Raw genomic sequence first — 18,780 nt, 5'->3', positions numbered from 1 at the left:
GAAGGAATTCCCCCAGGCCCCCCATCTTTCTTCTGTCAGTTCGGCACGATCAGCCCGTCCACGGCCACGGCACCCTGCCCTTCGGCGCGGATGATCAGCGGGTTGATCTCGGCCTCCGCCACCGCCTCCGGCGGCAGGCAGGCCAACAGGGACAGCGCGCGGATGGCGTGGGCCAGCGCCTCGACATCGCCGCGCGGCAGGTTGCGGAAGCCCTGCAGCATGCGCAACTCCGGCAGGGCGGCGACCATCTCGCGCGCCGTCTCCAGCGAGGCCGGCGCGAGGCGGACACAGAAGCTGCGCTTCAGTTCCGCCAGAACCCCGCCCATGCCCAGCATCACCACCGGGCCAACCTCCGGGTCGCGCCGGAAGCCCAGGATCACCTCGGCCAGCCCACGCTGCATCGGCGCCACCAGCACGCCCTCGACACGCGCCGAAGGATGCTCGCGCGCCGCCTTGTCCAGCAGTTCCGCCACGGCGGCGCGGATGGCGTCCTCGCCCGCCACGTCGAGCCGCACCAGCCCGGCCTCGGTCTTGTGCGGGATGTCGGGCGAAAGCAGCTTCACCGCCGCCGGCCCCTGCATCCCGGCCGCCGCCTCCGGTGTGGCGACGATTCGGCTGCCCGGCCCCTCGATGCCCAGTTCGGCGAAGACGGCGCAGGCCTCCGCCTCGTTCAGCCGCCGTGCGCCGAAGCCGGCGAGGCGCTGCGCGGCGGCGCGCCAGTCGTGTTCCGCCACCGCCGCCAGCGGTCGCGGGCCGCGCCAGGTGAGGAAGGCGTGCAGCGCGTCGGCGCAGGTCTCGGGCGTGCGGAAGCCGGCGACGCCCGCCGCGTCCAGGATGCCGAGCGCCGCATCCGCCTGCGGCGCGCAGAACACGCCGAGCGGCTTGCTGCCGTCATAGACGGAAAGGATGTTCTCGTTCACCTGCGCCGGCCGCAGCCGCGCGGTGGAGCCGAGCACGGCCACCACGGCGTCGCAGTGCTCGGAGGCGACAATCTCCTGCAGCACGCGGGTGTACTGCCCCTTGCCGCCGCCCATCGGCAGGTCGATCAACGGCGAGTCCGACAGCTCGATGCCCTCGGTGGCCAGCGCCGCGCGCATCGCGGGCGGCGGCGGCACCACCTCGACGCCGAGGCTGCCGAGCCGGTCCACCACCATCGCCGCGCCGCCGCCCGTGCCGGTCAGCACCGAGACGCGGCGGCCCTTCGGCGGGGTGCGGCCGAGCACCAGGCGGGGCAGTTCCACCAGCCCCTCCAGCGTGTCCACGCGCAGGATGCCGTTCTCGCGGAAGAAGGTGTCGGCCAGCTCGTCGGCGCCGACCATGGCGCCGGTGTGCGAGACGGCGATGCGGCGGCCGACATCGGAGCGGCCAAGCTTGTAGGCGATCACCGGCTTGCCGAGTTCGTGCGCGCGGCGGGCGGCGCGGGCCAAAGCGGGCGCGTCGCGCAGCGTCTCCAGGAAGAGCAGCACCGCGCGCGTCGCCGCGTCCTCCACCATCAGGCCGGCGATCTCGCCGACGCCGAGGTCGCACTCGTTGCCGACCGAGACGATCTTGGCGAAGCCGAGGCCGCGCGCGCCGGCCCGGGAGAGCAGCGCGCCCATCATGCTGCCGCTCTGCGACACCATCGAGAGCCCGCCCGGCGCCAGCGCCTCGGCCTCGACGGCGGCGTTGTTGGTGATCGGGACGCCGTCCGTCACGTTGACGAGGCCGAGGCAGTTCGGCCCGATCAGCCGCAGCCCACCCTCGCGCGCGATGGCGGTGATGCGCTCCTGCAGGGCACGCCCCTCGCCGCCAAGTTCCGCGAAGCCGGCGCTGTAGATGGTGGCGACGCGCACGCCCTTCTCGACGCAGCCGGCGATGGCCTCCGGCACGGCGGCGGCGGGCACCATCAGGAAGGCGTGGTCCACCGGCTCCGGCACGGCGCGGATATCGGGGAAGGCCGGCAGGCCGAAGATTTCGGCGCGGCCGGGATTCACCGGCAGGATGCGCCCCGTATAGCCCGATGTCTGCAGCACCCGCTGGGCACGGGAGTTGTTCTTCGCCGGATCGGCCGAGGCGCCGATCAGCGCGATGCCGCGCGGGTGGAACAGCGCCTCGGCGAGGCCGGCGCGCGGCGTTTCCCGATCCATCGCCTCAGCGCCCCTCGAAGACCGGCGGGCGGCGCTCGGCCATGGCGCGGCGGCCCTCGGCGAAGTCCGCCATGCGGCGCTGCCAGCTCTGCTGCTCGAACTCGCGCTCGGTGGCGGCGTCGAAGGCTTCGGCCAGGCCGCGCCGCAGCGTGGCGCGCAGCCCCTGCACGGCGAAGGGGGCGGAGGTGGCGATCTCGGCGGCCAGCGCCTGGGCGGCGGCGAGCACCTCCGCCTGCGGCACCAGCTCATCGAGCAGGCCGATCTCCAGCGCCGTGGCGCCGTCGATCCGGCGACCGGTGTAGAACAGCAGCGCCGCCTTCTGCGCGCCAATGAGCCGCGGCAGGGTGGTGGAAAGCCCGAAGCCGGGATGAAAGCCGAGCCGGGTGAAGTTGGCGGAGAACCGCGCCTCGGCGCAGCCCACGCGGAAATCCGCCAGCAAGGCGAGGCCGAGCCCGGCGCCGATCGCCGCCCCCTGCACCGCCGCCACGATCGGCTTGCGCGTGCGAACCAGACGCCCGGCCATGCGGTAGAGCGTGCCGCCGGGGAGGTCGTCCGGCATGTCGAGCCCGCCGGAATCGCCCTGGCTGAAATCGGCGCCGGCGCAGAAATGCCGGCCGGCCCCGGCCAGCACGACGGCGCGGCAGCCGGCATCGCCGTCCAGCCGCTCCAGCGCCTCGGCGAGCCCGATCACCAGCGCGCGGTTGATGTGATTGTTGGGCGGACGGCTGAAGGTCAGGGTGACGACGTGGCCCTCCCGCGTCTCGCCGAGCATGGGCGCGGCTGCCGGCTGCCCAGGTGTTGGCTGTGCTGTCACGCCTGTCTCCTTCCCTTGCATCACCGCCGAAGGCGGCCGGGGCGCTTGTTTCCGCCTGCCCATCCTTATAAAGTTGTCCGTACAAGGATACAACAGGGCGGACCCGCTCGCGCGAGGTCCTGCCCGGGAGAAGCGCCATGGATCTGCCCCTGCCCGCCGCGAGCACCACCGCCGGCCCCACCCGCGCCCTGGCCGGCTTCGTCGCCGGCCTCCGGCTGGAGGCGGTGGACGACTTCGCCCGCCACGCCGCGCGCCGCCACCTGATCGACACGCTGGGCGCCATGATCGCCGGCGCCGGCCAGGAGGCCACCGGCAGCGTGGAGCGGGCGCTGGCCGCCGCCGGCCTGCCGGCCGGGCCGGTGCCGGTGCCCGGCCTGCCGCGCCGCTACGACATGCTTTCCGCCGCGCATCTCGGCGGCACCAGCGCGCATGGCCTGGAGCTGGATGACGGCTACCGGCCCGGCTCGGTGCATCCCGGCGCGGTGGTGGTGCCGCCGGCCATCGCCCTCGGCGCCATGCGCCATGCCTCGGGGGCCGCGGTGCTGCGCGCCGTCGTCGCCGGCTACGAGGCCACCTGCCGCATCGCCGCCGCCTCGCATCCGCGGGCGCGCTGGCGGGGCTTCCACAACACCGGCACCGCGGGCGTGTTCGGCGCCGCCGTCACCGGCGCGGCGCTGATGGGGTGCGATGCCGACGGGGTGGAGAACGCCATCGGCATCGCCGCCTCCTCGGCCGCCGGCCTCTTCACCTTCCTCGCTGGCGGCGACGTCAAGCGCACCCATCCCGGCCACGCGGCGCGCGAGGGGCTGATGGCGGCGCTGCTGACGGAGTCCGGCCTGCCGGCGCCACGCGGCGCGCTGGAGTTCAAGGAAGGCTACTTCAACGCCTATGCCGGCGGCGACACCGGCGCGATGGACGCCGCCGCGCTGGACCTGATGAGTGCCGGCGGCCAGCATCCGCGCTCCCGCTTCGCCATCGCCGGCTGCTACATCAAGCCGCACGCCTGTTGCCGCCACATCCACGCGGCCATCGACGCCGCGCTGGATATCGCCCAGGCCGAGGGCGTGACGGCGGAGCAGGTCGAGCGCGTGGAGATCGGCACCTATGCCGTCGCCGCCGCGCACGCTCAGGTCGGCTGGAGCGAGATGACCACGGCGCAGATGAGCTTCCCCTTCGTCATCGCCACCGCGCTGCATCGCGGCCGCGTCGGGCTGGCGGATTTCGGCGCCGCCCAGCGGGCCGACCCCGCGGTGCTGGGCCTGACGCGGCGTGTCCATGTCGAGATCGACCCGGGCTGCGACGCCGACTATCCCCGCCAGCGCGCCGCCCGCCTGGCGCTGATCACGCGGGAGGGCCGCCGCTTCGAGCGCTACGTGCCTGAGCCCTATGGCGGCGTCAGCAATCCGCTGGACGACGCCGGCATCAGCGGAAAGTTCCTCGGTCTCGCCGCACCCGTTCTCGGCGCGGCGCAGGCGGAAACCGCGCTGGACCAGCTCTGGCGGATCGACACCTTGCCGGACGTTGCGCCGCTGGCGGAAAGCCTCGCGGTGGGCTGAGGCGAAGGTCAGGGGAGAAAGGATTCTCCCCCGGAACCCGCTCTTCTTTTCCCTGCCCGCTTTGCCGCGCCGTCGGAACGCGCGCATGCCGGGGCCGGCGCAGCCCCGGCGAATTATGCCTCCGCCGCCCCGAGCCGCAGCGAATACGCGAAGCGGTCCGCCGCCGCATGGATGTTCCCCGTGCTTTCCAGCAGCCGCCCGTCGGCGGCGTAGAAGCGCCGGCGGATCTGCAACCCGGGCGATCCGGGCGCCGCCCGCAGGGCTGCCGCCTGCGCCTCGTCCAGCGCGATGGCGGTGATCTCCTGCTGCACCTCGGCCACCGCCACCCCGAAGCGCCGGCCGATCAGCCGGTAGGCCGGGGTGGTGACGAGGTCGGGCAGTTCCGTCACGCCGGCGAACTCCGCCGTGACGTGGAGGTCCACGACGGAAATCGGCGGCAGGCCCGGCTCATCCGGCCAGCGCAGCCCATGCACATGCACCCATTCGCTGCCCGGCACGGCGCCGATGCTGGCGGCCAGCGCGGCATCGGCGCGGAGAGCATCGCGGGAAAGGATTTCCAGCCGCGTGCGGGTCGCGTAGCCCATCACGTCCGTCACCGAGCGCACGGCGAGCTGGTAGCTGCTGCGCGGCCGGTCGGCGACGACGCGCGTGCCGACCCCCTGCGCGCCAGCCACCAGCCCCAGCTCGCGCAGCCGGCGCAGCGCCTCGCGCACGGTGGAGCGGCTGACATTGAAAGCCTGGCTGAGTTCCTGCTCGGTCGGCAGCAGTTCGCCGACGGCGCGGCGATGCTCCAGGATGTCGGCGGCCAGGGCGGCAGCCACGCTGGCATAGCGCGGCTGCGCCTCGGCCATGAGCTGCGCCAGCTCCGGGTCGAAGCGGACAGGCACGGCGGGCGCGGGGCGCGCCGGTCGGGCCACGGGGGCGCGTTTCGACATACTCGGTTGACTCCGCTCTTGGCCTACAGATACCGTTGTCCGTACAAGATAACAACATGCGCAAGGCCCATGGCCGGCCCGGCCTTAGGTCGTGCGTGGGAGGATGTCCATGACCATTCCCTTTCGGCGCCGGGCGCTGCTGGCCGGCCTCGCCGGCGCGCCCGCCGCCCCGGCTTATCCGCGGAGCGCCCAGGCCAAGGCTGCCTGGCCGGACCAGGCGATCCGGCTGATCGTCCCCTACACCCCTGGCGGCAGCAACGACGCCATCGCCCGGCCTGTGGCCGATGGGCTCCAGGGGCCGCTGGGCCAACCCGTGGTGGTGGAGAACAAGCCAGGCGCGGCCAGCACGATCGGCGCCGGCTACGTCGCCAACGCGGCGCCGGATGGCTACACGCTGCTGCTGGCCTCCAGCTCCTTCGCCACCAGCTCGATCGTGCACAAGACGCCCTACGACGCGCTGCGCAGCTTCGAGCCGGTGGCGCGCATCTGCACCGCGCCGATGCTGATCGTCACCAAGCCGAAGGGCGGCTTCCCCGACATGAAGGCGCTCGTGGCCGCGGCGAAGGCGCATCCCGGCCGGCTGCAATACGGCACGGCGGGGCTGGGCGGCATCGGCCACTTCACCATGGAGGCCTTCAACGACGCCGCCGGGATCAAGATGGAGGTGGTGCCCTATTCCGGCATCTCGCCCGCCCAGGCGGACCTGCTGGCCGGGCGCATCGACTTCCTGATCACCACCATGGCTTCGGTGAGCAACCTCGTCTCCTCCAACCAGGTGCCCGTCATCGCCTGCATGGGCGAGCAGCGCATGGCCTTCGCGCCGGAGGTGCCGACCGCGCGCGAAGCCACCGGCATCGACTTCGCCGTGGAGGTCTGGTGGGGCATCCTGGCGCCGAAGGGCGTGCCGCAGCCGATCCGGCAACGGCTGAACCGCGAGATCAACGCCTTCATCCGGACGCCGGGCTACCAGCGCTTCCTGGAGATCGAAGGCGCGCGCCCCGCCCCCACCGACCTCGACGATTTCGCCCGCTTCATGCAGCGGGATGTCGATCGCTGGAAGCACGTGGCGGACGTGGCGAACATCGTGGCCGGCTGACATCCCGCGGCGCGGCGGGCGGCACGCCTCAGAGGCCTTCCTTTCTCGCCCAGCCCTGGTCCCGCATACAGGTTTCGATCATGGCGTCGCGCAGCGGCGCATTGAGGTCGCGGTCACGGTAGACCGGCGGCTGGAAGAAGCTGCCACTGGTGCGGCAGCCGCTCCGCCTGGGCCCGCATTCCGTGCGCGACGGAACCCAGTAGCCGGGGCGCTGCACCTCGGTCTGGCGGACCAGCGGGAACTGCGCCTCGGCCCGCGAGCGGCATTGCGCCAGCACCGCGTCGGCCTCGGTGCCGGTAGCGCCGGGCTTCACCCAGCCGGCGCATCCGGCCACCAGCAGCAGCAGCAGCGCGCAACAGGGCCGGCGAAATGATCCGTGGATGCGCATGGGCCGCTCGCCTTTCTCCATGGCTGCTCCGCAGATGGACCCGGCGCGCCTCACCGGCAAGCGGGCAAGGCGGGACAGGGCGCCCCGCGCGCGTCAGCCGGCGGCGGGGGATCCGAACGCCGATCCGGCCGGATGCGGCGCAGCCATGGCGGCGGAGCCGCGCATGAGCAGCCGCCCCCGCAGGCTCGCCGTTTCATCGGGCAGCGAGGGGTTCCCGATCCTGGCCTGCAGCATCCCCAGGGCGCGCCCGATCATGGCCTGGAGCGGCTGCTCCACCGTTGTCAGGTCGTAGCAGGGCCGGGCGGCGGCCGGCAGGCCGTCGAAGCCGACCACCGCGATATCCTGCGGCACGCGGACCCCGCGCAGGCGGAAGCCGTCGAGCACCCCGAAGGCCATGATGTCGCTGACCGCGAAGACCGCCTCCGGCCGTTGGGCGGGAGGCAGGTCGGCGATGCGCTGGGCCATCTCGTATCCGCCCTCATAGGTGGAGCGCCCGTCGAACAGGAGCGGAGGCTCGCGCCCCCACTCGCTCACCCGCTCAAGAAAGCCGCGCTCGCGCTCCTTTCCGGTCGAGCTGGAGGCGGAGGTCCGCACCACGGCCAGCCTGCGCCGCCCCTGCTCCAGCAGCAGCCGCGCGAGTTGGGCGGCGCCGAAGAGGTTGTCGCAGGTCACGGCGCTGGAGTTCATCCTGGCCACGCGGTTGACCATGACGACCGGCACGCCATTGGCGGCGCAAATGGCCGCCGCGTGCGAAGGCAACTCCACCGAGGTCATCAGGCAGCCGTCAACCTGGTACTGCAGCAGGGCGTCGGCGGTGCTGTTCTCGATCGGCCCCGGGCCGGCATGGATGATGAGCAGCCGCATCCCCAGCGGGGCGGCCTGGCGCACCGCCTCGTGCAACAGCTCCGTGTAGAACGGGTTGGACGAGGCGCCGATGACCAGGCCGATCAGGCCACTGCGCCCGGACGACAGCGTGCGCGCCGAAGCGTGCGGCGTGTAGCCCAGCTCCTTGGCGAGGCGGCCGATGCGCGCACGGGTTTCCGGCGAGATCCGCGTGTCGCCCTTCAGCGCGCGGGAGACGGTCGAAGGCGCGACCCCGGCCACACGCGAAAGGGTGACGATGGTGGCACGGCGGGCGCCGGCCGGAAGCGGCGGGTTGTCCATGGGTGAAGCTTATAGCACATGCCATTTCTGCGCAAATGTTTGCGCATTTTCTTGCGCCGCAACATCCTTTGAGGAGGGTGGCGACGTCGAAGATGCCGGGAATTCGTGTTGACTCTCGAAGCGGCAGGGCATTTATACTGCCTCGTGTGCGCAAACGTTCGCGCAAAAGAACCACAAGCAACCATGCGGTCGGCTGCGGCAGCGCCTTCGCGCCTCGCCGCCCCCGGGCATCAACAGCCCGCCGACCGTGCAGGGGAGAGACACGGCCCATGAGCGGCACGCAACGTCAGATGAAGATGGTGGGCTTCCTGCAGGCGCAGAACTGCTCGATCGCGCCCGGCTCCTGGCGCCATCCGGCCGCGGCCACGGATTTCACCACGCCGGAATACTTCCAGCGCCTCGGCCGCGTCATGGAGGACGGCAAGTTCCACATGGCCTTCTTCGACGACCGCCTGGCCATGCCGGACATCTTCGACAACGACTATCGCGAGGCCGTCGCCAACGGCGTGCGCGTCGTGAAGATGGACCCCATGACGATCGTCACCATGATCGGCGCGGCGACCGGCCGGCTTGGCCTCGGCGTCACCTACTCCACCACTTATTACGAGCCCTTCCACGTGGCGCGGCTGTTCGGCACGCTGGACCTGATGACCGGGGGGCGCGCCGCCTGGAACGTCGTCACCTCGCTGAACAACTCCGAGGCCGCCAATTTCGGCCGCACCGAGCACCTGGCGCATGACCTGCGCTACGAACGCGCCGACGAGTTCATGGAGGTGGTGCTCGGCCTCTGGGACAGCTGGGAGGACGGCGCCCTCGTCATCGACAAGGAGAGCGGCCGCTTCGCCGATCCCGACAAGGTCCACGCCCTGCATCACCAGGGCAAGTACTTCACCGCGCGCGGGCCGCTGCCGGTGCCGCGCTCCCCGCAGGGGCATCCGGTGCTCATCCAGGCCGGGCAGAGCGGGCGCGGACGCCAGTTCGCCGGGCGCTGGGGCGAGGTGATCTTTGTTGTCTATCCCAACCTCGCCGCCGGGCAGAAGCAGTATGGCGAGCTGAAGGCCGCTGTCGCCGCCGCCGGGCGCGACCCTGACGAGGTGAATGTCTGCCCGGCCTGCTATGTCTGCGTCGCCGACAGCCAGTCGGCGGCGGAGGAGAAGCGCGAGTACATCCGCGCCCTGGCCAGGCCGGTGGACGCGGTGGTGCTGCTCTCCGAGGCGCTGAACTTCGACTTCGGCTCCAAGGACATGGATTCGGAGTTCACCGACGAGGAGCTGAAGAAGCTCTCCTGGAGCGGCTTCAGGGAGCGCGTCATCGCGCTCAGCGGCAAGCCGAACCCCACGGTGCGCGACTTCGTGCATTTCTCCGGCCGCGGCACCATCGGCGAGTTCCCGATCTTCTGCGGCACCCCCAAGGCGGTTGCCGACCAGATGGAGGAATGGTTCACCGCCCGCGCCTGCGACGGCTTCGTGCTCGCCGCCACCCACTCGCCCGGCGCCTTCGAGGACTTCGCCCGCTACGTGGTGCCCGAGTTGCAGCGGCGCGGCCTCTACCACAAGGACTACGCGGGCGCGACGCTGCGGGAGAACCTCGGCCTGCCGCGGCCGGCGGTTGGCGACTGGCGCAAGACGCAGCTGCGGCAGGCCTCATGAGCGCCGCGGCAGTTCTTCCGGCGGTCGAGGCCGCCGAGTTCCGCCGCTGCATGCGCAGCCTGGCCGGCGCGGTGGCGGTGATCACCTGCGGCGAGGAGGGCGCGCGCACCGGGCTGACCGCCACGGCGGTCTGCTCGCTGACCGACCTGCCGCCGATGCTTCTGGCCTGCGTGAACAACGCGGCCAGCGCGCATCCGGTGATCCGCCGCACCGGCCGCTTCGCCGTCAACATCCTGAGCGAGGCGCAACTGCCGGTGGCGGGCCGCTTCGCCGGACGGGACGGCGCGGAAGGCGAACAGCGCTTCGCAGGCGCGTTCTGGACGCATGACGAGGATGGCACGCCGCTGCTGGCTGACGCCCTCGCCAGCTTCGGCTGCGCGCTCGAGGCCGAGCACCGGCACGGCAGCCATTCGATCTTCGTCGGCCGCGTGACCGCCCTGCGGGCCAGCGCCGGCAGCCCGCCGCTGCTCTACCACGAGGGCCGCTTCGGCACCTTCGCCGCCTCGGCCTGACCGCGGGACGGCGGATGGCCGTCGCTTGCAGGAACAACAGTGAACGGGAGTGAAGCATGAGGATGAACCGTCGCGCCCTGCTGGGCGCCACCGCGGCCGGGCTGGCGCTTCCCGCCCTGCGCAGCGCGCGCGCGCAGGACGAGTGGCCCAGCAAGCCTGTCCGCATCATCGTGCCCTATGCGCCCGGCGGCGGCACCGATGTCACCACGCGTGCGATCGGGGAGGTGCTGGGCGAGAAGCTCGGCCAGGGCTTCGTCATCGACAACCGCGCCGGCGCCAACGGCGTGGTGGGCACCGAGGGCGTGGCGCGCAGCGCGCCGGATGGCTACACCTACGTCGCCGCCACCAGCACGCATGTGATGAACCGGCACATCCTGCCGAGCCTGCCCTACCATCCCCTGAACGACTTCACGCCGATCTCGCTGCTGGCCCGCTACCCGCTGGTGCTGATGACCGGCAAGGGCAGCCCCTACAACACGCTCGCCGACCTGCTGAAGGATGCCAAGGCGAAGAAGGGACAGATCGCGCAGGGCACCTCCGACGCGCAATCCTCCTTCACCGCCAACAACTTCGCCAAGCAGGCCGGCGTGGAGCTGGTGGAGGTGCCATATCGCGGCAGCGGCGCCTATCTCGCCGATCTCACCGGTGGCCACCTGCCGGTCGCCTGGGGCAGCACCGCGACCGCCATGCCGCTGCTGGCGGCGGGAACGGTGCGCGTACTCGGCCTCAGTTCGCCGGAGCGCTCGCGCTTCCTGCCCGACGTGCCGACCCTCGGCGAACAGGGCGTGCCGGGCGCGGATTTCACCGGCTGGTTCGGCCTCTTCGCTCCCGCCGGCCTGAACCCCGCCATCGCCGACCGGCTCAACACCGCGATCACCGAGGCGTTCCAGACCGCCGTGCTGAAGCAGCGCATGGACAGTCTCGCGGTGGACCCCGCGCCCATCACGCGGCCCGATTTCGTCGCCCTGCTGCAGCGGGAGGACAGGCGCTGGGCGGCGGCCGCGCGCGACAACCTGCTGCCGCGGGCGTGAGCCGCCGCAGCCACTGCCATCCCGGCCGAACAGCGAGCAGGAGCGCGCCTTGAACGAATACCGGATGCTCTCGACGAGCGGCATTCTCGGCTACGGGTATGCCGAGGAGTCGCTGAAGATCGGCATGTCGTGGGAGCCGCACCTGATCGGCTGCGACGGCGGCAGCACCGATCCCGGACCCTACTATCTCGGCGCAGGCAAGTCCTTCGTTTCGCGCCTTTCGGCCAAGCGTGACCTGCGGCTGATGCTGCAGGCCGCCGTCGCGGCGAAGATCCCCTGCATCATCGGCACCGCCGGCGGCGCCGGCGGCGCGCCGCACCTGCAGGACACCGCCGCGCTGGTGCGCGAGATCGCGCGCGAGGAGGGCCTTTCCTTTCGCATGGCGCTGATCCACTCCGAGCAGAGCAAGCCCTCGCTGGAAGAGCGCGTGCGTCTCGGCCAGACCCGGCCGCTGGCCAAGATGAATTCGCTCGATGCCGAAACCATCAACCGCGCCGAGCGCATCGTCGGCATGATGGGCCCCGAGCCCTTCAACAAGGCGCTGGATGGGGGGGCGCAGGTTATCCTGGCCGGCCGCTCCAGCGATCCCGCCCAGTGGGCCGGCCCGGCCATCCGCGCCGGCATCCCGCCCGCCGTCGCCTGGTATGCCGGCAAGATGCTGGAATGCGGCGCCGAGCCGAGCGTGCCGAAGGAGCCGGACAACATCTTCATCCGTGCCCGCGAGGACCACCTGGTCTGCGAGCCGCCCAACCCGATCCGCCGCTCGACGCCACTGGCGGTCGCGAACTTCGCGCTGCATGAGAATTCCAGCCCGATCCACCACACCGAGCCGGGCGGGCTGCTCGACACCAGCGCCTGCTTGTTCGAGGCGATCAGCGACCGCGCCGTGAAGGTCAGCGGCATGACCTGGACGCCGGCGGAGCAGTACACGGTGAAGCTGGAGGGCGTGGAGCGCGCCGGCTACCGCGCCATCACCGTCTGCGGCACGCGCGACCCGGTGCTCATCGGCCAGATCGACAGCTACCTGGAGACGCACCGCGAGAAGGTCCGCGTGAAGGCCGCCTCCTTCGGCGTGCCGCCGGAGGACTACACGATGGTGGTGCGGACCTACGGCAAGGACGGCGTCATGGCCGCCTGGGAGCCGGTGAAGGCGATCACCTCGCACGAGCTGGGCTTCGTCATTGAGGTGGTCGGCCGCACGCAGGACATCGCCAATGCCGTGCTGGCGATGGCGCGCACCTCCATGCTGCATGCCGACTTCCCGGGACGCCTCTGCAAGGAGGGCAACATGGCCTTCCCCTTCAGCCCCTCGGATATCGAGCTCGGGCCGATGTTCCGCTTCAGCATCTTCCACGTCGTCGCCCCGCGCGACCCCTACGAGATGTTCCCCATCGAATACGAGACCGTGTGAGGACGCCATGCCCCGCATCCGCGACATCGCGCAGATCTGCAAGAGCAAGAACGCCGGCCCCTTCATGGTCACCATCGACGTGCTGTTCGAGGATCCGGCCCTCTACCGCAAGGTGAAGGAGGCCGGCGTGCTGAGCGCGGCGCTGTTCTCCCGCCTCTACGGCGTGGCGGAGGAGGACGTGCTGTTCACCCCCTACGACACGGCCTCCGCCTTCAAGGCCACGCTGCCGCGCCTGGTGCCCGCCGGCGACATCGGCGACACCGATGTCTACGGCGCGCAGCAGCACGCGCCGCTGCTGGACGTCGAGATCCCCCTCTGAGGGCACGGCGCCGCCTGCCCGGAGGCCGCGCGCTTCCTCAGGCTGCCGGCGGGCGTTCCCGCGTGGAGGCGCGCAGGGTCAGGCGGCCGCGCAGCAGGGTGACTTCGTCGGGCAGGTCCGGCTCCTGGATGCGGGCCAGCAGCAGGTCCAGCCCGCGCCGCACCATCGGCACCAGCGGTTGCGAGACCGTCGTGAGGGCGTAGGTCGGCCGGGCGGATTCAGCGATGTCGTCGAAGCCGGCGACGGACACGTCCTCCGGCACGCGCAGCCCGTGGCGGCGCAGCGCGTCCATCACGCCAAGCGCCATGATGTCGCTGACGGCGAAAACGGCATCCGGCCGCTCGGCGGGCGGCAGCGCGGCCATCCGCTCGCCTGCCGCGTACCCTCCCAGCCAGCTCGAGTTGCCGCCGCTCAGGCGCAGGGGCTGGAGCCCCGCGGCCGCCAGCGCCTGGCTGAAGCCCTGCTCGCGCTCCAGCGCGGTGGAGCTGGCCGTGTCGGCGCCGACCAGGGCGAAGCGGCGATGCCCCTGCCCCAGCAGGAACCGCGCCATCTCGGCCGCGCCGCCGAGATTGTCGCAGGAGACGGAGGAGGCGCGCAGCCGCGTGACCCGGTTCAGCATGACCACCGGCACGCCGCGCCGCCCGCAAAGGTCGGCGATGTCGGATGAGAGCCGCGCGGAGGTGACCAGGCAGCCATCGACCCGGTACTGCTGGAGGGCGCGCATCGTCTCCGCCTCGATGGCCTGGGCGCCGAGGTGCAGGATCAGGGGTCGCAACCCCCGCGCCGCCGCCTGCGCCACGACCTCCTCCAGCATGGCGACGTAGAAGGGGTTCTCGACCGGCCCGAGCACCAGGCCGATCAGCCCGCTGCGGCCTCCCGACAGGGTGCGCGCGAGCGCATCGGGCATGTAGCCGAGCTCCACGGCGATGGCGGCGATGCGCTCCCGCGTCGCCGCCGAGATGCGCGGGTCTCCGTTGAGCGCGCGGGAGACGGTTGAGCTGGCGACGCCAGCCCGGCGGGCGATGGTCACGACGGTGACACGGTCCCGCGCGGGGGCGGCGAGGTCGGAAGAAGGCATGCGGCGACCTTAGGGCCGAGGGCCGGATCTGTGGAAGAGATGCAGACGGATGCATTGAAACACCGCAAAGCATTTCGCGCATGCACAAGTGCGTGGAAAACTCCCGTTGCGGCTGCTGCAAAAACCATTGGCCCTCGTCAGGAAGTTTTGCGCATACGTGTGCACGATTCCGGTGGACAGTGTCGCCGGCAGGCCGTTAGCCTCCGCGCTCACAGGCCCGGCGATCCATGACCGGCCGCATCTGGAGAGACGTTCATGCGCGATACGCTGACGCGCCGCGCCGCCCTTGTGGCCGCCGGCGCCGGACTCCTCGCATCCACCGCCCTGCCCCGCCCCGCCCTCGCGCAGGGCACGAAGCTGCGCGTCGGCGGCACGCCGAACTACGGTCCCGTGCTGCCGGTCCACGCGGCCAATGCGCTCGGCCTGTTCAAGAAGCAGGGGCTTGAGGTGGAGTTCACCGGCTTCGCCGGCGGCTCGGCCGCGATGGAGGCCGTCGCGGCGGGCGAGGCCGACCTCGTCAACTACTTCCCGCCTGGCGTCGCTCTGGCGAAGCAGCGCGGCGTCGCCGCCACCATCATCGCCGCCGGCACGCTGACGCCGCGCGGCTGGAAGATCATGGCGAAGAAGGACAGCCCGCTCGCCGGCATCAAGGACCTCGCGCGCAAGAAGATCGGCGTCACCTCGAACGGCTCCACCACGGATTTCTTCGCGCTCTGGGCCGGGCAGCAGGCGGGCGGCCCGGTCTCGCGCATCCCGCTCGGCGGCGGCGGCCTGATCCCCGGCCTGCTGTCGGGCAACGTGGACGCCATCGTCGCCTATCCCCCGCTCTCCTACCGGCTGGAAAGCTCGGGCGACGGCAAGGTGCTGGTCGATCTCGGCGCCGCCATGCAGCCGAACCTGCCCGACGTCTGGGTGGCGCCCGACAGCGCGCTGCAGCAGCGCGGGGAGACGATCCAGAAGGCGCTCGTCGGCATCTACTCCGCCATCCGCCACATGAAGCAGAACCCGGACTGGACGATCCGCTTCATCGAGGAGCAGAGCAAGTTCCCGCCCGAGGTGGCACGGCTGGAGTTCGAGAACACCATCAGGAACCTTTCCGACGACGGCAGCATCAAGGAGGAGTGGGTGGAGAACTCGCTCGGCCTGGCGCGGCTGGCCGGCCTGCAGGACCTGCCCCCTGCCAAGTCGATGTTCTCCACCCGCTTCCTGCCCGTCACGCCGACCGACGTGTGATGCGGGCGGCACGCGACCGGAGGGTGCTGCTGGCGCAGGCGTCGGCGGTGCTGGGCTTCTTCCTGCTGTGGGAAGGGGCCAGCCGCCTCGGCCTGGCCGACCCGCGCCTGCTGCCGCCGCCCACGCTCGTGCTGCCCAAGGTGGCGGAGCTGCTCGCCGATGCGGGCTTCCGCCGCCATCTCTGGGTGACGGTGCGGGAGCTGCTGCTGGCCGGCGTGATCGCCGCGCCGCTTGGCGTCGGCATCGGGCTCGCGCTGGCCGAAAGCCCCTATCTCGGGCGCGCCTTCAAGCCGTTCTTCCATTTCGTCGCCGCCGTGCCGAAATCGGTCTTCCTGCCGGTCTTCATCCTGCTCTTCGGCATCGGCTTCGGGCAGAAGGTCGCCTTCGGCGTGTTCCAGGCGCTCTTCGTGCTGGTGATCGCCACCGCGGCGGCCGTCGCCGCCGTGCCGGACGAGCTGCTGCGCCTCGCCCGCGCAAACGGCGCCACGCGCTGGCAGATCTGGACCGAGATCCACTGGAACGCGATGCTGCCGCTGATCCTGGAGGGCCTGCGGCTCGGCATGATCTTCAACATCGCCGGCGTCATCTTCGCGGAGATGTACGTCTCCCGCGCCGGGCTGGGGCAGCGCTTCAGCACCTGGGGCGAGAGCTTCCGCATGCCCGAGCTCTTCGCCGGAGTGCTGATCGCCGCCGCCCTCAGCATCATCGTGAACGAGACGCTGCGCGCGCTGGAGCGCCGCGCCGGCGCCTGGAGGACGCCATGAGCCTTGACCTGGCCGAGTCCCGCCAAGCCCCTTCCGCCATGACCCAGGATCAGCCCGCCATCGAGGTGCGCGGCATCACGCACCGCTACCAGACCGGGCGCGGCGAGGTGCTGGCGCTGCGCGACATCAACCTCTCCGTCGCGCCCGGACGCTTTGTCGGGCTGGTCGGTCCCTCCGGCTGCGGCAAGTCGTCGCTGCTGATGATGATGGCCGGGCTGGTGCGGCCGAGCGAGGGCAGCGTCGCCGTCGCCGGCGCGCCGGTGACCAGGCCGGCGCCGGAGCGGCTGGGGGTGGTGTTCCAGGAGGCCAGCCTGCTGCCCTGGCGCACCGCGCTGGAGAACGTCGCCTTTCCGCTGAAGCTGCGCGGCGTGCCACGCGCCGAGCGCGAGGCACGGGCCGGGCAGCTTCTGCATCTCGTCGGCCTCAAGGGCTTCGAGCACCGCCATCCGCACGAGCTTTCCGGTGGCATGAAGCAGCGCGTGGCGATCGCGCGCGGCTTCTGCCAGGACCCGCCGGTGCTGCTGATGGATGAGCCCTTCGCCGCGCTCGACGAGCAGACCCGGATGACGCTCGGCGACGAGCTGCTGCGCATCTGGGACCGGCACCGCAAGACCGTCGTCTTCGTCACGCACGGGCTGACCGAGGCCGTCTATCTCTGCGACGAGGTGGTGGTGCTCAGCGGCCGGCCCGGCGAGGTGCTGGCGCGCATCGAGATCGACCTGCCGCGCCCGCGCACCTGGGAGATGATGGCCACCGAGCATTTCGGCCGGTTGCGCGAGCAGATCTGGAGCCTGATCCGGAGGCAGGCATGAGTGCCACCGCCGCCATCCCGGCGCGGGAGGCACGGCGCTGGCGGCTTTCGCCCGTGGCGCTGCGCTGGCTCTGCCTGGCGGCGCTGCTGGCGCTGTGGGAGGTGGCGCCGCGCGCCGGCTGGGTGCCGCAGGTGATCCTCTCGCCGCCGAGCGCGGCGCTGGCAAGCGGCTTCGCCGAATGGGACTTCTTCGCCAGCGCGCTGGCTTTCACCTTCGGGGAGATCCTGGTCTCCCTCTGCTTCGCCTACGGGCTGGGCGGCCTGCTGGGGCTGGTCATCGGCCTCTCGCCCTTCGGCCGGCGGGCGGCGCTTCCGCTGGTCTCCTCGCTCTATGCCCTGCCGCTGGTGGTGATCTATCCGGTGATGACGGCCTGGTTCGGCATCGGCCCGGCCAGCAAGGTCTGGTTCGCCAGCCTCTACGGCATTTTTCCCGTCATCCTCGCCACCGCCGCCGGCGTGCAGCTGGTGGACCGCAACCTGATCACCATGGCCCGCGCCCAGGGGGCCGGCTTCTGGCCGATGATGGCGGAGGTCATCATCCCCGCCGCGCTGCCCGCGGTGATCTCCGGCCTCAGGGTCGGCGGCGCGCTGGTGACGGTCGGCGTGGTGGTGGCGGAGATGCTCGCCTCCACCGACGGCATCGGCTTCCTCATCACCCAGAACCGGACCATGTTCCGCACCCCGCAGGTGTATTTCGGCATCCTGCTGGTGCTGGTGCTGGCCGGCACCCTGGACACGCTCATCAGCCGCCTCGAGCGCCGTGCGTCGCGCTGGCGGCCCCAGCAGGACAACGCCCATGAATGACCGCCCGGAGACCATCCCGCCGCACCCCTCCGCCGCCCCGGGCACAGGCCCCGCCATGCCCGCGCTCGACGCGCTGCTGCACGGCGCCGTGGACCTGCACCACCACGGCTTCCCCGAGTTCAGCCTGGACCACCCGACCCGGCAGGACGATGCCGAGGAGCTGCGCCAGGCCGATGCCGCCGGCATGGCGGGCATCGTCATGAAGTCGCACTTCTTCCCCACCACGGCGGTCTCCTGGCGGCTGAACCGGATGGGGCTGCGCGCGCAGGCCTTCGCCTCCATCACGATGAACCCCTGCGCCGGCGGCTTCCTGCCGATCGCCGTGGAGGCGGCGGCCAGGCAGGGTGCGCGGGCGCTGTTCATGCCGACCTGGGGCGCGGCGGCCGACCAGCGGCGCGGCGGCTTCAGCCATCACCTGACCGAGTTCCTGGTGCAGGCCCGCAAGCTGGATTCCGAACGCGGCATGACCGTGATGGACGCCAGCGGCCGCATCCGCCCGGAGGTCACCGACTGCCTCGCCATCGCCGCCGAGTTCGGCATGATGGTGGCCACCGGCCATGTCTCGCCCGAGGAAAGCCTGGCGGTGGTGCAGGAGGCGAAGCGCCTCGGCGTGCGGGAGGTGATGTTCCAGCACCCGGACAGCCGCTCGATCGGCGCCACGCGCGAGGACATCCGGCGGATCGCCGCCGCCGGCGGCACCATCGAGTTCTGCGCCATCGGCTTCACGCCCGCCTTCCAGCGCCTGCCGATGCCGGAATGCCTGGAGATCATCCGCGAGGTGGGCGCGGAGCGCGTGGTGCTGACCACCGACTGCTTCTTCGGCTGGATGCCGCCGGCGCCGGAGCTGCTGCGCATGACGCTCGGCAGCATGCTGCACCACGGCCTCTCCCAGGCGGAGGCGGCGATGCTGGTGCGGGACAATCCGCGTCGCCTGATCGGCCTGCCGGCCTGGACGGGCGAGGAAGCCGCGCCTCCGGTCTCCCTGCCGGCCTGAGCCTCCGCCGGCATCCGCGCGGTGCCGGCCTCCCGCCTCCTCGCCGCACAAGCCGGTGGACTCCGGCGCCCTGTGGCGTCAGCGTGAGGGCGAAG

Annotated in this window: 18 protein-coding genes; 12 read left to right on the top strand and 6 right to left on the bottom strand. The window is 71.7% G+C overall.

What is annotated here, in order from left to right:
- Window positions 1–35: 35 nt before the first annotated feature.
- Both E0493_RS16745 and E0493_RS16740 read right to left on the bottom strand, forming a co-directional pair.
- The gene (locus tag E0493_RS16745) at window positions 36–2,126 is read right to left on the bottom strand and encodes an acetate--CoA ligase family protein (protein WP_160938389.1); all 2,091 of its coding nucleotides are present in this window, start codon (window positions 2,124–2,126) and stop codon (window positions 36–38) included.
- Between the two features lie 4 nt (window positions 2,127–2,130).
- Window positions 2,131–2,940: an enoyl-CoA hydratase/isomerase family protein gene (locus E0493_RS16740; RefSeq protein ID WP_367614531.1), complete on the bottom strand. Its 810-nt coding sequence runs from the start codon at window positions 2,938–2,940 to the stop codon at window positions 2,131–2,133.
- A 137-nt stretch (window positions 2,941–3,077) separates the two neighbouring features.
- Here E0493_RS16740 and E0493_RS16735 point away from each other — a divergent pair, with 137 nt between their 5' ends.
- Window positions 3,078–4,496, top strand: a complete 1,419-nt coding sequence (locus E0493_RS16735; RefSeq protein WP_160938388.1) for an MmgE/PrpD family protein — start codon at window positions 3,078–3,080, stop codon at window positions 4,494–4,496.
- Between the two features lie 113 nt (window positions 4,497–4,609).
- On the opposite strand, the gene E0493_RS16730 is transcribed toward E0493_RS16735, so the two are convergent.
- Window positions 4,610–5,431 (bottom strand): GntR family transcriptional regulator, encoded by an 822-nt coding sequence (locus E0493_RS16730; protein WP_160938387.1) that lies wholly within the window; start codon window positions 5,429–5,431, stop codon window positions 4,610–4,612.
- A 109-nt stretch (window positions 5,432–5,540) separates the two neighbouring features.
- On the opposite strand from E0493_RS16730, the gene E0493_RS16725 reads away from it, so the two are divergent.
- A complete protein-coding gene (locus E0493_RS16725) occupies window positions 5,541–6,527 on the top strand; it encodes a Bug family tripartite tricarboxylate transporter substrate binding protein (protein WP_160938386.1) in 987 nt (328 codons plus the stop codon).
- A gap of 28 nt (window positions 6,528–6,555) precedes the next feature.
- On the opposite strand, the gene E0493_RS16720 is transcribed toward E0493_RS16725, so the two are convergent.
- Window positions 6,556–6,915: a hypothetical protein gene (locus E0493_RS16720; protein WP_160938385.1), complete on the bottom strand. Its 360-nt coding sequence runs from the start codon at window positions 6,913–6,915 to the stop codon at window positions 6,556–6,558.
- A gap of 93 nt (window positions 6,916–7,008) precedes the next feature.
- The gene (locus E0493_RS16715; protein WP_160938384.1) at window positions 7,009–8,079 is read right to left on the bottom strand and encodes a LacI family DNA-binding transcriptional regulator; all 1,071 of its coding nucleotides are present in this window, start codon (window positions 8,077–8,079) and stop codon (window positions 7,009–7,011) included.
- A 269-nt stretch (window positions 8,080–8,348) separates the two neighbouring features.
- Here E0493_RS16715 and E0493_RS16710 point away from each other — a divergent pair, with 269 nt between their 5' ends.
- The 5 genes from E0493_RS16710 to E0493_RS16690 are packed head-to-tail and all read left to right on the top strand — an operon-like array spanning window position 8,349 to window position 13,001.
- Window positions 8,349–9,728, top strand: a complete 1,380-nt coding sequence (locus tag E0493_RS16710; protein ID WP_160938383.1) for an LLM class flavin-dependent oxidoreductase — start codon at window positions 8,349–8,351, stop codon at window positions 9,726–9,728.
- Complete coding sequence (locus E0493_RS16705; protein ID WP_160938382.1) at window positions 9,725–10,240, top strand: flavin reductase family protein; 516 nt, start codon at window positions 9,725–9,727, stop codon at window positions 10,238–10,240. The genes E0493_RS16710 and E0493_RS16705 overlap by 4 nt, the downstream gene beginning before the upstream one ends.
- A gap of 56 nt (window positions 10,241–10,296) precedes the next feature.
- On the top strand, window positions 10,297–11,271 hold the full coding sequence (locus tag E0493_RS16700; RefSeq protein WP_160938381.1) for a Bug family tripartite tricarboxylate transporter substrate binding protein: 975 nt from the start codon (window positions 10,297–10,299) through the stop codon (window positions 11,269–11,271).
- A 49-nt stretch (window positions 11,272–11,320) separates the two neighbouring features.
- Window positions 11,321–12,682 (top strand): acyclic terpene utilization AtuA family protein, encoded by a 1,362-nt coding sequence (locus E0493_RS16695; RefSeq protein WP_235913836.1) that lies wholly within the window; start codon window positions 11,321–11,323, stop codon window positions 12,680–12,682.
- A gap of 7 nt (window positions 12,683–12,689) precedes the next feature.
- Window positions 12,690–13,001, top strand: coding sequence for a DUF4387 domain-containing protein (locus E0493_RS16690; protein ID WP_160938380.1), 312 nt, complete (start codon window positions 12,690–12,692; stop codon window positions 12,999–13,001).
- Between the two features lie 37 nt (window positions 13,002–13,038).
- On the opposite strand, the gene E0493_RS16685 is transcribed toward E0493_RS16690, so the two are convergent.
- Window positions 13,039–14,079, bottom strand: coding sequence for a LacI family DNA-binding transcriptional regulator (locus tag E0493_RS16685; protein ID WP_160938379.1), 1,041 nt, complete (start codon window positions 14,077–14,079; stop codon window positions 13,039–13,041).
- A 255-nt stretch (window positions 14,080–14,334) separates the two neighbouring features.
- Here E0493_RS16685 and E0493_RS16680 point away from each other — a divergent pair, with 255 nt between their 5' ends.
- From E0493_RS16680 to E0493_RS16660, 5 genes are read left to right on the top strand one after another with little or no spacing between them, the layout of a single operon-like run.
- On the top strand, window positions 14,335–15,312 hold the full coding sequence (locus E0493_RS16680; protein WP_160938378.1) for an ABC transporter substrate-binding protein: 978 nt from the start codon (window positions 14,335–14,337) through the stop codon (window positions 15,310–15,312).
- A complete protein-coding gene (locus E0493_RS16675) occupies window positions 15,312–16,076 on the top strand; it encodes an ABC transporter permease (protein ID WP_160938377.1) in 765 nt (254 codons plus the stop codon). The genes E0493_RS16680 and E0493_RS16675 overlap by 1 nt, the downstream gene beginning before the upstream one ends.
- A complete protein-coding gene (locus tag E0493_RS16670) occupies window positions 16,073–16,888 on the top strand; it encodes an ABC transporter ATP-binding protein (protein WP_160938376.1) in 816 nt (271 codons plus the stop codon). The genes E0493_RS16675 and E0493_RS16670 overlap by 4 nt, the downstream gene beginning before the upstream one ends.
- Complete coding sequence (locus E0493_RS16665; protein WP_160938375.1) at window positions 16,885–17,691, top strand: ABC transporter permease; 807 nt, start codon at window positions 16,885–16,887, stop codon at window positions 17,689–17,691. Before E0493_RS16670 ends, E0493_RS16665 begins: the two co-directional genes overlap by 4 nt.
- Window positions 17,684–18,685, top strand: coding sequence for a DUF6282 family protein (locus E0493_RS16660; RefSeq protein WP_160938374.1), 1,002 nt, complete (start codon window positions 17,684–17,686; stop codon window positions 18,683–18,685). Before E0493_RS16665 ends, E0493_RS16660 begins: the two co-directional genes overlap by 8 nt.
- Window positions 18,686–18,780 lie beyond the last annotated feature (95 nt).

The sequence above is a fragment of the Teichococcus coralli genome, assembly GCF_009829925.1.
In the GTDB taxonomy this organism is placed as follows: Bacteria; Pseudomonadota; Alphaproteobacteria; order Acetobacterales; family Acetobacteraceae; genus Pseudoroseomonas; species Pseudoroseomonas coralli.
Note: the sequence above shows the minus strand (reverse complement) of the source record. Positions and strands in the feature narration are given on the sequence as shown.